15 protein-coding genes are annotated in these 13,082 nt (G+C 34.9%); all 15 read left to right on the top strand.

What is annotated here, in order from left to right; all coding sequences use genetic code 11:
• Positions 1 to 152 precede the first annotated feature (152 nt).
• The 15 genes from NE054_RS04680 to NE054_RS04610 all read left to right on the top strand — a co-directional run bounded on the left by NE054_RS04680 (position 153) and on the right by NE054_RS04610 (position 12,990).
• Complete coding sequence (locus tag NE054_RS04680; RefSeq protein WP_297889170.1) at positions 153 to 1,460, top strand: FCSD flavin-binding domain-containing protein; 1,308 nt, start codon at positions 153 to 155, stop codon at positions 1,458 to 1,460.
• A 109-nt stretch (positions 1,461 to 1,569) separates the two neighbouring features.
• A complete protein-coding gene (locus NE054_RS04675) occupies positions 1,570 to 2,286 on the top strand; it encodes a Rieske 2Fe-2S domain-containing protein (protein ID WP_297889167.1) in 717 nt (238 codons plus the stop codon).
• Positions 2,261 to 3,526 carry an FAD/NAD(P)-binding oxidoreductase gene (locus NE054_RS04670; RefSeq protein WP_297889163.1) on the top strand — a complete coding sequence of 422 codons (1,266 nt, stop codon included), beginning with the start codon at positions 2,261 to 2,263 and terminating at the stop codon, positions 3,524 to 3,526. The genes NE054_RS04675 and NE054_RS04670 overlap by 26 nt, the downstream gene beginning before the upstream one ends.
• Before the next feature lie 142 nt (positions 3,527 to 3,668).
• A complete protein-coding gene (gene soxX, locus NE054_RS04665; protein WP_297889160.1) occupies positions 3,669 to 4,196 on the top strand; it encodes a sulfur oxidation c-type cytochrome SoxX in 528 nt (175 codons plus the stop codon).
• A gap of 4 nt (positions 4,197 to 4,200) precedes the next feature.
• On the top strand, positions 4,201 to 4,638 hold the full coding sequence (locus tag NE054_RS04660) for a DUF255 domain-containing protein (protein WP_297889158.1): 438 nt from the start codon (positions 4,201 to 4,203) through the stop codon (positions 4,636 to 4,638).
• A gap of 10 nt (positions 4,639 to 4,648) precedes the next feature.
• Positions 4,649 to 5,119, top strand: coding sequence for a thiosulfate oxidation carrier protein SoxY (gene soxY, locus NE054_RS04655; RefSeq protein WP_297889156.1), 471 nt, complete (start codon positions 4,649 to 4,651; stop codon positions 5,117 to 5,119).
• 25 nt (positions 5,120 to 5,144) lie between these two features.
• Positions 5,145 to 5,474: a thiosulfate oxidation carrier complex protein SoxZ gene (gene soxZ / locus NE054_RS04650; RefSeq protein WP_297889153.1), complete on the top strand. Its 330-nt coding sequence runs from the start codon at positions 5,145 to 5,147 to the stop codon at positions 5,472 to 5,474.
• 66 nt (positions 5,475 to 5,540) lie between these two features.
• A complete protein-coding gene (gene soxA, locus NE054_RS04645; RefSeq protein ID WP_297889150.1) occupies positions 5,541 to 6,347 on the top strand; it encodes a sulfur oxidation c-type cytochrome SoxA in 807 nt (268 codons plus the stop codon).
• 12 nt (positions 6,348 to 6,359) lie between these two features.
• A complete protein-coding gene (soxB, locus tag NE054_RS04640) occupies positions 6,360 to 8,093 on the top strand; it encodes a thiosulfohydrolase SoxB (RefSeq protein WP_297889147.1) in 1,734 nt (577 codons plus the stop codon).
• Positions 8,090 to 8,722 (top strand): DUF302 domain-containing protein, encoded by a 633-nt coding sequence (locus NE054_RS04635; protein ID WP_297889144.1) that lies wholly within the window; start codon positions 8,090 to 8,092, stop codon positions 8,720 to 8,722. The genes soxB and NE054_RS04635 overlap by 4 nt, the downstream gene beginning before the upstream one ends.
• A gap of 29 nt (positions 8,723 to 8,751) precedes the next feature.
• Positions 8,752 to 9,984 carry a porin gene (locus tag NE054_RS04630; protein ID WP_297889141.1) on the top strand — a complete coding sequence of 411 codons (1,233 nt, stop codon included), beginning with the start codon at positions 8,752 to 8,754 and terminating at the stop codon, positions 9,982 to 9,984.
• Positions 9,985 to 10,039: 55 nt separating this feature from the next.
• Positions 10,040 to 10,540: a DsrE family protein gene (locus NE054_RS04625; protein ID WP_297889139.1), complete on the top strand. Its 501-nt coding sequence runs from the start codon at positions 10,040 to 10,042 to the stop codon at positions 10,538 to 10,540.
• A 10-nt stretch (positions 10,541 to 10,550) separates the two neighbouring features.
• A complete protein-coding gene (locus NE054_RS04620; protein WP_297889136.1) occupies positions 10,551 to 11,471 on the top strand; it encodes an MBL fold metallo-hydrolase in 921 nt (306 codons plus the stop codon).
• A gap of 14 nt (positions 11,472 to 11,485) precedes the next feature.
• On the top strand, positions 11,486 to 12,502 hold the full coding sequence (locus NE054_RS04615) for a cytochrome c peroxidase (protein WP_297889134.1): 1,017 nt from the start codon (positions 11,486 to 11,488) through the stop codon (positions 12,500 to 12,502).
• A gap of 17 nt (positions 12,503 to 12,519) precedes the next feature.
• Entirely contained in the window at positions 12,520 to 12,990 is a 471-nt protein-coding gene (locus NE054_RS04610) for a DsrE family protein (RefSeq protein ID WP_297889130.1), read from the top strand.
• Positions 12,991 to 13,082: the final 92 nt, after the last annotated feature.

Genomic DNA, 13,082 nt, shown 5'->3' with positions numbered 1-13,082 from the left:
TCTTACTCCTCCTTAATTTACTTCAGTACAAAGAAGACAAACTGAAAGGAACCATTATGAACAGAATAGCAAAAGGATACACAGATGAAGAGATAAAAAAAGTTTCAGAATATCTATCTACACTAAAATAAAGTAAATTAAGGAGGAGTAAGATGATTAGCAGAAGAGATTTACTAAAGATAACAGGATTAGCAGGAGCATCCGGATTACTTGGATTAGAAAAAGCTTTTGGAATGTCTTCAAAAGTTGATGAATCTGCTGTAAAAGGTAAAGCACACGTTGTTGTTGTTGGTGGTGGTTTTGGTGGAGCAACAGCAGCAAAGTACATAAAAATATGGGATAAGGACATATCGGTTACATTGGTGGAACCAAGTACAAAGTATTACACCTGTCCATTTAGTAACACCGTAATAGGTGGATTCAAGAAAATGGAAGATATAGAGGTAGATTTCTCCATATTAAAAGGAAAGTATGGTGTTAATATAGTTCACCAAACGGTAGTTGAAATAGACCCAGCTGGAAAGACTGTTACCTTAGATAACGGTAAAAAGTTAAAATACGATAAACTGGTTTTATCTCCGGGAATTAGCTTCAACTATTCAGCTGTAGAAGGAGCAACTCCAGAAATGGCGGAAACATTACCACATGCTTGGAAAGCAGGACCTCAGACAGTTTTACTAAGAAAACAGCTTGAAGCTATGCCAGATGGCGGAACCTTTGTTATGGTAATTCCTCCAATGCCTTACAGATGTCCACCGGGACCTTATGAAAGAGCTTCGTTAGTTGCTTGGTACCTTAAAAACAACAAACCAAAATCAAAAGTACTCCTTTTAGATGCAAAAAACGAATTTGCAAAACAAAAACTTTTCATGGAAGGATGGCAAGCGTTGTACGGAAATATGGTAGAGTGGGTACAAGCTGATTTAGGTGGAAAAGTTGTAAAAGTTGACCCAAAAGAAAAGGTTGTAGTTACTTCTTCCGGAGAAAAGATAAAAGGAGATGTAATTAACTTCATTCCACATCAAAAAGCAGGAGAGCTCGTATTAAAGTTTGGTCTTGCAGATGATAAAGGTTGGGCACAGATAAATCCAAAGACCTTTGAATCAAAAAATGTAAAAGATATCCATGTAATAGGTGATTCTTGTGCAACACCAATGCCAAAATCCGGATTCTCCGCTAACAGCCACGGAAAAGTCGTAGCTGCTGCAATCGTTGCGATGGTAAATGGAAAAAATCCGGAAGATACAACGATAGTCAACACATGTTATAGTCTTGTATCACCAGATTACGGAATATCCGTTGCAGCGGTTTACAACGTAAACCAAGAGGGTATAAAAGCAGTTCAAGGAGCAGGAGGTGTATCTCCATCAGGAATGGATGCTAAATTCAGAGAGAAAGAAGCTATTTACGCCCAAGTTTGGTACGACAACATAGTAGCAGATACTTGGGGTAAGGGATAATATAAATAAAGTTTTTATGTTTTTTTAAACATAATAGCACGAAAGAGGGGCTTTCAAAAGCCCCTTTTTTTATTTATAATTAAGTTGCTAGAAGATAGGAGGTTTTAAAATGGATAGAAGAAAACTTATAAAAAGTTGCTCCTTGGTAGCGGTAGGTAGCATGTTTGTTCCGGGTTTTTTTGACAAAGTTTTAGCCGGAGAGAAGGAGATTTACAAAAAGTACAACAAAACCTTGTTAATAAAAGAAGATGGAACACCTATCACATCAAAGGACATTCCAGACAACACAGTATTACTATTTTTCTACCCATACAAATCAACACCTTGTTATATAATAAACACGGGAGAAGAAGTAAAACCTACAAAGGTAAAACTATCAGACGGTAAAGAGTACGAATTTAAAGGTGGTATAGGAAATAAAAAAAGTATAGTAGCTTACAGTGCAATCTGTCCTCATCAATGGAGTTATCCAACAAAAGATTTTTCTTTAATTAACTACTATCCATCAAATCAAAAATCAGAAACAACAGGAAAAAGTGGAGTTATACAATGTTGTGCCCACATATCAGTTTTTGATGTAAAAAATGGAGGACAAGTTATAGAAGGACCTGCGGAGCTACCTCTTGCATGTGTAGAACTTTTAGAAGAGGATGGGAAGATTTACGCAACCGCAGTTGTAGGACCAAACCAGTTTGAAGAGTTTTTTGATATGTACAAATCAGACTTGATAGAGCAGTATGGTAATATAGAAAAAGCTAAAGAACTTTTAGATAAAACAGTCGTTATGGAGGTAGGGAAACATGTTAAAGAACAAATTAGATGTTAACAGAAGGCAGTTTTTAGCATCAAGTGCTTTAATTGCAGCTGGTAGTGTTATACCTGAGATATCCTTTGCAAAGGAAGACATCTTACCAACAAAATCTGCAAAGGTAGTTATCGTCGGAGGTGGATACGGAGGTGTGTCTGCAGCAAGACAGCTTAGAAAGTTAAATCCGGATTTGTCAATTACGATTATAGATAAAAATCCATTTTTTGTTTCCTGTCCTATGAGTAACCTTTACCTTGGAGATTTTTATGAATTTGGAAATCTTTGTTTTCCTTACCAACCACTAAAAGCAAAGTACAACATTGATTTTATAAACTCAAAGGTTTTAGATGTAGATTTAGATAAAAAAGTTGTTATAACACAAAACGAAAGAATATCCTACGACTTTTTAATACTTTCTCCCGGCATATCTTACGATGTAGACCAATCACAAAAGGATTTCTTCATTAAATACCCTCCTGCGTTCAAACCAGGTGGAGAGCATCTATACTTAAAAAGATTGTTGGAGAGTTTTAACGGTGGAGATATTGTTATATCGGTTCCATCTTACCCTTACAGATGTCCTCCCGCTCCTTACGAAAGAGCAGCTTTAATACTGAACTACATCACCAAGAGAAAACTAAAAGCACATCTTTACTTTATAGATGCAAACGAAAGACCAATAATCAATTCAGAAGGTTTTATGAAGGCATACTACAAACTGTATAAAGGGTACGCTGATTACATTACAGGGGTAACAGTTAAAGAGATTGATACTACAAAAAATGTAGTAAAAACAACAAACGGAGATTTCAGATTTGACCTTGCAAACATCATTCCACCGATGAAAGCATCAAGAATCATTGAAAAGATAGGACTATTAGAAAAAGGTCAAAAATGGGTAGAAGTGGATACTTTTACCTTTGAAACAAAAGTGCCAAACGTCTTTGTTATCGGAGATTCAGCAAGGTCCTTTCTGCCAAAATCCGGATTTGGTGCAAACATGCAAGGGAAAATCGTGGCTAACTTAATCACAGAAAGAATTACAGGTAAAAAGCTAAAACAGGAAGAGCTTTTGATGGTTTTATGCTACTCAATGGTGAGTGACAAAGAAGCTATAATGTCGGAAACAAGCTTTAAGATAGACAAAACCAAAAATGTTATAACTCCTATCCACAGAGAAGATAACACAAGAAGAGAATCAACTGTGAAAAGGTATCACGAATGGGCAAAAGGACTGTGGAGAGAGATGTTTGGATGAACTGTTCCATTTTGGACAGAAATTGTTCTATTTGGAACAGATTAAAGATTTTTAACATTGAAAAAGCTTTGTTTACAAAAATTAAAAATTGGCATGGATATTGCATAAGTATAAAAACAAATACCTATGCAGGAGGATAAAGTTGAAAGTAAAAAAACTCTTGATAGCAGCTGCAACTGCCATTACCGGAATGTCTGCTTTAGCATTTGCATTAACTTTACAAGAAGCCGGAATAGAAAGTCCGGAAGCAAAAAGTGTTATGTTAAAAGACATTCCACCAGAACCAAGATTGTACGCAGTACCTCCTGAATGTAATCTATCTGATAAAGAAAGTATAAAAAAGTTAGCTGAAAAAGGAGAAAAAGTATTCAACACGGTAGAAAAAGGAAACTGTGTAGCCTGTCACTGTGCAACCGGAACAAAGGGATGTGGAAACATAGGACCAAGTTTGATAGGTTATAAGAATGGGCTTTTTAAAGCACCTGATTACAGAGGAGAGCCAAAAACGATAGATTGGCTTTATCAGAAAATTGCCGATGGTAGAATTTTATTACCAAAAGAGTTGGAAAATGTACCTTACTACCATATCATGACAGTTCAGCTAACCACAGGACAACTTACTGCTGAAGAGGTTTGCCAACTTACAGCGTACGTTTTAAGTCAGGAGTAAAAAATTGAGAAAAGTTTTGTTTGGACTGCTTATACTGATAGGTTTTGCAAAAGCAGAAATAAACTGGGTACCTTACAACCAAGCCTTTGAAAAGGCAAAGAAAGAGAATAAGATTGTTTTTATTTATATCTACTCTCCTTCCTGTCATTACTGTGATATTATGGATTTCAAGGTGTTTGAAAGTAAAAGAGTTGAAGACCTACTAAACACATATTTTGTTCCGGTAAAGATAAGAAAGTGTAGTAACGAAGGTATAGAAGTAAGAAAAAAATATGGATTTGTAGGTACACCGATGTTTTACTTTCTAAATCCGGATTCAAGTAAAATAAAAACCATATTCGGTGCTTGGGAAGAGAAAGACTTTGTTAAAATACTAAATTATTTTGCATCCGGAAGCTATAAAGAGATGACAATGGACGAATACTTTATGAAACAAAAATAGGAGGTATTTTATGAACAGAAGAGATTTTCTAAGAACAACATCCTTAACAGCTGTATCAACAGCTGTATTAGGTAGCGCTGCATTTACAGATTCATTTGGAGCTGAACTCGTTGACAATCCACCACCTAAAAAATCTTTTGATGAAGCGTTAAAAGAGATAACAGGTGGAAAGGCTGTGTCCGATTCAGACAAGGTAAAGCTTATAGCTCCTGAAATTGCAGAAAATGGAGCGGTTGTTCCTGTTACAGTAGAAGTAGAGCTTCCTATCGAGCAGGTAAAGGCTATACACATTCTTGCAGATAAAAACCACAACGCAAAAACTATGAGCGTTTATTTTACTCCTGCAAACGGAAAAGCTTACATATCAACAAGAATAAGACTTGCTGAAACTATGAATGTGGTGGCTGTTGCACAGCTTGCTGACGGAAGCTTTATTAAAGCTCAAAAGCCTGTTAAAGTTACAATCGGTGGTTGTGGATAATTAAAGATTAAAAAGGAGGAAAAAGATGGCAAGACAAGCGTTGGTAAAAATAAATCCAAAAGAGTACAAAAAAGATGACATTGTAAGAGTTGACTCTGTTATTATGCATCCTATGGATACAGGTTTAATGAAAGACAAAGAATCTGGAAAATACATAGCTGCCCATTACATTACAAACGTTGAAGTTTACTATGGAGATGAAAAGATAACTTGGATGGAATTATCTGGCTCTGTTAGTGCAAACCCATTTATATCCTTCTATGTAAAAGCTACAAAAACAGCCCCTTTAAAAATCGTTTGGAAAGATAACAAAGGAGAAGTTACAGAAAAAGTTATAGATATAAAGGTAGATTAGTCACATCAAGAGGGCTTTTATAGCCCTCAATCTTTTATAAATCCTTAAAAAGGAGGTTATCCTGTTATGAAATTAAAGGGAAAAGTCTTGCTTTTTGGACTTGCTGTTTTAACAGCATCCTACGGAGTAAATAAAGCTATATCGGAAGAAGCAGGACAGGCTATATCAGAGGAAGATTTAAAACTATACCAATCCGGAATAAATCCTGGTGAAGTGTTTGCTCAGGAAGTAGGTGGAGCGTTGTTTAATAAACCTATGGGAAGTTCTAATAAATCTTGTGCCTCTTGTCATAGTGAAGAAAAGTTAAAAAAGGCTGTTGGGACCTATCCAAAGTACAATGAAAAATTAAACGCAGTTATATCTCTTCAACAGAGAATCCAGATGTGTCAAAAGTTAAATCAAGGGGTAGATAAACCTTTTGAACTAAAAAGTAAAGAGAATACAGCTTTAACAACTTATTTAAAGTACATCGCGTCTGGGGAAAAAATAAACGTAGATACATCTTCAAATCCGGTTGTTAAAGAGTACTACAACTATGGAAGGTACGTCTATGAGCTAAAAAGAGGTAAAAGAAACCTTTCATGTGCTGTTTGCCATGAATATGCAGCAGGTATGGTTTTAAGAATGCAAAGATTAAACCCTCTTGGTCATGAATACAACGGAATAAAAGGGACAAACGCAGCAGCTCACTGGCCAGGATACAGAATGACAAAAAGTGAAGTATATACAATAGAACAAAGATTTCAGCAGTGTATGTCTCAAGCTAGCATGAAAGTTTTACCACTTGGCTCAAAAGAAATGGTTGCATTGGAGCTGTACGTCACTTCATTGGCTAATGGTGCAACGATAGAAGCACCTGGATTAGTAAGATAGTGGAGGAATAAAATGAACATATCAAGAAGAGACCTTTTTCATCTTGCAGCGATAGCCGGATTATCCGTATCATCAAAAGATGTTTTTGCAAAGTTAAACGAAGTTAATCCAGAAACCTTTTTTGAATTTAAGCCTGTTGGAACGGTAACACTCCTTCATATATGTGACCTTCATGCTCACCTAAAACCTCTTTACTGGAGAGAGCCTTCTACACTACTTTCAGCAAAAGAACTTATAGGAACACCCGGATTTTTATGTGGTAAAGCATTTATGCAATACTACGGTATAAAACCAAACACGATAAGAGCTTACTTTGACACTTACATAGGTTTTGAAGAACTTGCAAAAAAATACGGAAAAATGGGTGGTGTTGCTTACATAAAATCTCTTGTAAACAGAATAAAAGCAGAAAGAGGAGCAGACAAAGTTTTATTTATGGATTCAGGAGATACATGGCAAGGAACAGCAGTTGGACTTTTCACTCAAGGAAAAGCGATAGTTGATGCCCAAAATGCCCTTGGAATAGACATAATGGTTGGACACTGGGAATATACCTACGGAAAAGACAGAGTTTTAGAACTTGTAAACAAACATCTAAAAGCGGAGTTTATCTCTCAAAATGTTGCAGATGACATGTGGGGAGACCTTATATTCAAACCCTACACAATTAGAGAAGTAGGAGGCGTAAAGGTTGCCGTTATAGGAAACTCTTTTCCTTACACACCAATAGCAAACCCAAAAGAGTTTACAGAAGGATGGACTTTTGGTATTCAGCCAGAGAGACTTCAAAAGTATGTTGATGAAGTGAAAAGTAAGGGAGCTGACATAGTAGTTTTACTATCTCACGACGGATTTACTTTGGACCAAGCTCTTGCAAAAATGGTAAAAGGAATCGATGTAATCCTCTCAGGTCATACACACGACCCGGCACCAAAACCTGTTATAGTTGATAACACGATTATAGTTATTGCAGGAAGTCATGGAAAATACCTTGGAAGACTTGATTTAGAAGTCAAAAACAAGAAAATCACAAACTTTGCATTTAAACTCTATCCGGTTGCATCAAACTTTATAAAACCAGATAAAGAAGTAGAAAACTTAGTCCAAGAGCTCTACAAACCATACGAAAAACAACTTTCAGAAGTGATAGGAAAAACTCAAACTATCCTTTACAAAAGAGATACGTTTTACTCAACATTTGACAGAGTGATAATGGATGCTATAAAAGAAGAGACAGACTGTGAAATCGTATTTAACCCCGGATACAGATGGGGAACAACAGTTTTACCGGGAGATAACATAACGGTAGATGATGTGTACAGTATGACAGCTATTACATATCCGGATGTTTACAGGTTTGAACTTACAGGACAACAGATAAAGAATCTCCTTGAAGATATAGCTGACAACGTTTTTAACTCAAACCCTCTATATCAACAAGGTGGAGATATGAGTAGAACGTTAGGACTTGATTATGAAATAAAAATAACAGCACCAACCGGAAAAAGGATATCAAACATAAAAGTAAATGGAAAAGACCTTGACCCAAATAGAAACTATGTGGTTGCATCATGGGGTGGAAACCTTTACAAAGCCGGAAAAAATGCTAAAAAATTCAGACCTGTGTACGACATAACAATAGACTACATCAAAAGAGTAAAAGTTGTTAACCCACCTTTGAAATCAAACGTAAAAATCGCAGATATAGGTTGCGGTTGTCCAACAGAGGAAGGAAAATGTCTATGAAAAAGTTAATCTTGTTGGCTAACATTGTGCTTTTATCTTCATGTGGTGGTACAATAAAAGATGTATCCTTTGAAACAGGAGATTACCTTGGTACAGGATACGATGATAAACCTCAAAAAACAATTTCTATAAAAAAAGAAAATACGAACAAAACTCAAACATCTGAAAAAAAATCATTCCTTTCAGCCCTTTCGTCTGCTGTTGTGTCAGATAGTGATGAAGATGAAGAGATGTCCGACATTTATGAAAAATCCGTTAACATCTCTTACGAAGAACTTGACTTACTACTTAGAACAGAGCTTGAAAACAACAACTTTAAAATAGTCCATGTACTAAACATAACATCCGGAGTACAAGAACAAGGAGTAAAAGATTTTTGGAAACATATGCACATATACCTTGTATGTAAACTTTCGGAATGTTCAAAGATTATGAAAAACAACCCACAACTTGCATCTCAATTTCCAATTAGAGTATATACTTACGAAAAAGGCGGAAAGATGGTTGTTGGTGTTTTCAAACCATCTACAGCTATAAAGTACATGGGTAACCTTGATGCAGAAGGAATAAAAGCGTTAAAAACATTAGACAAAGAACTAAAAAAAGTGATTGATACGATTACAAAATAACTTAATTACTTTACAAGGAGGTTAGTATTATGAGAAGAGTTGTAGCCGCTGCAACAATTTCATTAGCCGCAGCAACATTGATTGCACAGCCATCACAGGCAGCACCAAAGTTTTACTTTGGAGATGGAAAAGAGCTTGAAATCTTTTTCATGAATCAGCTCTGGGGTGTTTACACGATGGATAGAGTGGAAGGAACAACAAAGTATGACAACAGAATGGACTTTTTCCTAAGAAGGTCAAGGGTAGGATTCCAAGGAAAAATAAATGAAGATTTATCTTGGAGAGTTTGGTTTGCCTACGACAACGTAGGTCTTGACCCACATACAGCTTTGGCTAAGAATAATAATATAGGATTAGTTGGTAGTAACGGTTCAGGCAATACTTTAAATCAACAGTTTTACCTATGGGATGCATTTTTCACTTATGCACTACACAAAAACTGGGCTAACATTACGGTAGGTTACTTTAGACCACAAGTAGGTAGAGAAAACATTACAGCCGGATTTGAAGTTTCATCTTTTGAAAAAGCACTTACAAACTTTTATCCAAGACAGCACCTAGTTGGTACAGGTCCGGGTCGTGAAACAGGTATAAACATAGGCGGTTTGTATAACGACGAAAAAGGAAAATGGGGAATAAATTACAACTTTGGTGTATTTAACACAGATAAGTTTAGTGACGGTTCCGGTGGAGACAACTTACTTTACACCGCGAGAGTTGCACTATCTCTTGGAGACCCAGAAATGAAAAAATATTCAATGGGATACAAAGTTAACTACTTTGGAAAAAGAAACGGTATAACATTTTCTATAAATTACGCATACCAAGGAAGAGGTAAAGAAACAGGCAAACCACAATTCAAAAGCAACCAACTTATAGGTTTTGATATACTGGCAAACTACAAGGACTTTACATTTAACGCTGAATACGACGAACTTAAAAGGGACTTTGATGTATCTTCTTTAAACTACAAAGATAAAGTATGGCATGTAAGAGCCGGATATAACTTTACATTACCTAACAAAACAATACTGGAGCCTGCTATAACATACTCTGAATGGAAAGGGGATAAAGCAAGTTTAAACGGAAATGGTAAATACAAAGTAACAGATATTGGTTTAAACTGGTACATAAAACAAAATAATATTAAACTAAACCTTCACTACGTCAACCAAGATGGAACTAAAAAATCAGCATATACCACAAACGGAACAGATAAAGCGGGAGATTACATAGGTGTTGGATTACAATTAATATTCTAAAGATTTAGCTATCCCTTCCCAAAGGGAAGGGTTTTTTATTTGTAGGAGGTCTACCATGAAAAAAGTTTTTGTGCTTTTTGTAGTTTTACTTTTTTATCTAAAATCTTTTTCTCAAGAAAAACCACAGTTTGACTCTACGCTTCCAGATAAAATAAAAGCTGTTTTTGATTGGACTTTTGAAAACCCTTCAGACAGTGTTATGGCTACAAACTTCATATCTAACTTTATCAAAGCCTACGATGAGTTTAACCCAATGGGAGAGTACAAGTTAGCAGTAGTAAGTCATGGTGCAGAAGTTTTAATATTTGCAAAGAAGAACTACGAAAAGCACAAAGAAGTAATAGATAGACTAAAATCAATGACCCAAAGCTACGGACTTAAAATATACGTGTGTAGAAATACTATGAGATTCTTTGGTTTAAAAGAAGAAGATTTACAGCCTTTTGTTATAGTTGTTCCTGCTGGGGTAGTAGAGCTTGCAAAATTACAACAAGAAGGTTATAGATTAATTCCAACGGTTGTACATGATTTGAATAAAGTAAAAAATCAAAATTGAGGTAATTGCGATGATAAGAAGAGTTGTTATACTCTTTTTCCTTTTCTTTTCCTTTTCATATTCAATGGAGTTGAAACAGTTTTATAAAAACATGTACATGGTTCGTGGTGTTGATGATATGCCTTCCGTTGAAAATAAAGGTTTTATGTCAAACGCATATGCTATTTTAACAAAAGAAGGGTGGGTAGTTGTAGATAGCCTGTCAACTCCTGAACTTTCAAAAGAGTTTTACGACCAACTAATGAAAGTAAAAAAAGCTCCTATAAAGTACCTTATCATAACTCATTATCATCCAGACCATTGGTATGGAGCATCTACATTCAAAGAAAAAGGGGCAACGGTAATAGCTCATAAAAAACTCAACGAATTTTACAACTCTCCGGATTCAAAAATGACTTTGGAAGCTTCAAATCAAAGGTTTGGAGGGTTGTATAAAAATGTAAGATTAATTCCGGCTGATATAGAAATCAGCGACAAAAAAGATATTAAAGTTGGAGAGTATGATATATCCATAATCTCAATGACACCAGCTCACACAAACAATGATATAGTTGTATTGGTAAAAAACGAAAATATCCTTTTTGCAGGAGATTTAGTTTATATAAACAGAATACCTTTTGCTGGAGATAGAGGAGCATCATCTAAAAACTGGCTAAAAGTACTAAAAGATATGGAAAACCTAAATCCAAAAATAGTACTCGGGGGACACAACGAACCTATGGATAAATCAGCGATAAAATTTACATACGACTATCTTCACTATATACGAGAAACAGTTAAAAAAATGAAAGAAGAAGGAAAATCAATTGATGAAATAAAATCATACATAAACCAAAATTCTCCTTATAAAAATTATGTAATGTACAATGTGTTTAACGATGCAAACGTTTATAAAATATACAACGATTTAGATATGGAGGATTTTGAATAGAAAGAGGGTATGTTATGAAAAAGTTTATTTTTATATCGTTTTTAGCTACTGGACTATCATACGGGTTAGAATATAATGAAGATGATTTATATTTGCAAGCCAAAGGATTATTTGCACCTTTACCTGAAAATTTTTCAATATCGGAAAATCCAATAACACCGGAAAAAGTTTATTTGGGAAAACTACTATTTTTTGAAAGAAGATTATCTATAAATAATATGGTAAGCTGTTCTACATGTCATGCCATAGAATACTATTACTCATCACCAGCCTCAAAACAGATGGGAGCTTTAAAATTACAACCAAGAAATGCTCCAACTGTTTTAAATTCTGCTGGTCAATTTGTTCAACACTGGATTGGAAATAGGAAAGATGTTGAAGACCAAGCATTTCAATCTTTAACAGGCCCTGCTGCTTTTGGAAACTCTAACCTTAACACTGTAGAAGAAAAACTAAGGAAAATACAAGATTACGTTGATTTATTTAAAAAAGCGTTTCCAAACGACCCTGAACCAATTAAGGCAGAAAACATTGCCAAAGCAATAGGAGCATTTGAAAGAACTTTGTTGACTCCATCAAGATTTGATGATTACTTAAAGGGCAATAAAAAAGCTTTAAGCAAAGAAGAAAAAATAGGATTACAAACTTTCATAAATGTAGGTTGTGCTTCTTGCCATAATGGAACGTTAGTTGGTGGCAATTCTTACCAAAAATTTGGTATTTTAGAACCTTATTGGAAATATACAAAAAGTGAGTCTATAGACAATGGAAGGTTTGAAATAACAAAAAATGAAACAGACAAGTATGTTTTTAAAGTTCCTTCTTTAAGAAATGTAACTCAAACCTCACCTTATTTTCATGATGGTTCTGTAGATAGTTTAGAGGAAGCAATCTGGATAATGGGTAAAGTTCAGCTTGGAAAAGATTTGAGTAAAAAAGAAATCCAATACATATTAAAATTTCTAAAAACATTAACTGGAGATATTCCTAAGGATGCTATGCAGCCACCAATTTTACCAGCAAGTAATTAGATAGGAGGTTATTAAAGATGAAACTGTTAAAAACCTTAATCATTTCAATACTATTATTATTCGGTATAACCTTAGCACAAGATAATCCAAAAGCTGTCATAAATCTCACAACAGGAGATATATCAAAGTTCAAAATGTACCTTTTAAGTGGATTAGCAAATTCAGCAGAATACTACAAAAACAACCTTAAAGATTTAAAAGTTGTGGTTATTATCCACGGAGATGCGTACAAATTCTTCGTAAAAGACCTTGAAAACTCTCCTTACAAAGATGATAAAACCCTGTTAGAGAACCAAAAAGAACTGCAAACAAAGTTAGAATACCTTCATAAAAACTACGGTTTAAGATTTCAAATGTGTGAACAAGGAATGAAAAGTAGAAAAATTAACCCTAAAACTTTATATCCATTTGTAGAGCTTATCCCAAATGCCTTTATAGGTCTTGTTGATTGGCAAAATGAAGGATACGCTTATATTCCTTTATATTAGTGTTACTATATTAATTGTATAGGTTCATATAGACAATGAGCATCTACCTTGATAAAATAATCAAACAAAATAGGAGGTAGATAAAATGAAAG

The organism is Sulfurihydrogenibium sp. (assembly GCF_027448985.1).
Classification (GTDB): Bacteria; Aquificota; Aquificia; order Aquificales; family Hydrogenothermaceae; genus Sulfurihydrogenibium.
This window is presented reverse-complemented; position numbering and strand designations above follow the sequence as displayed.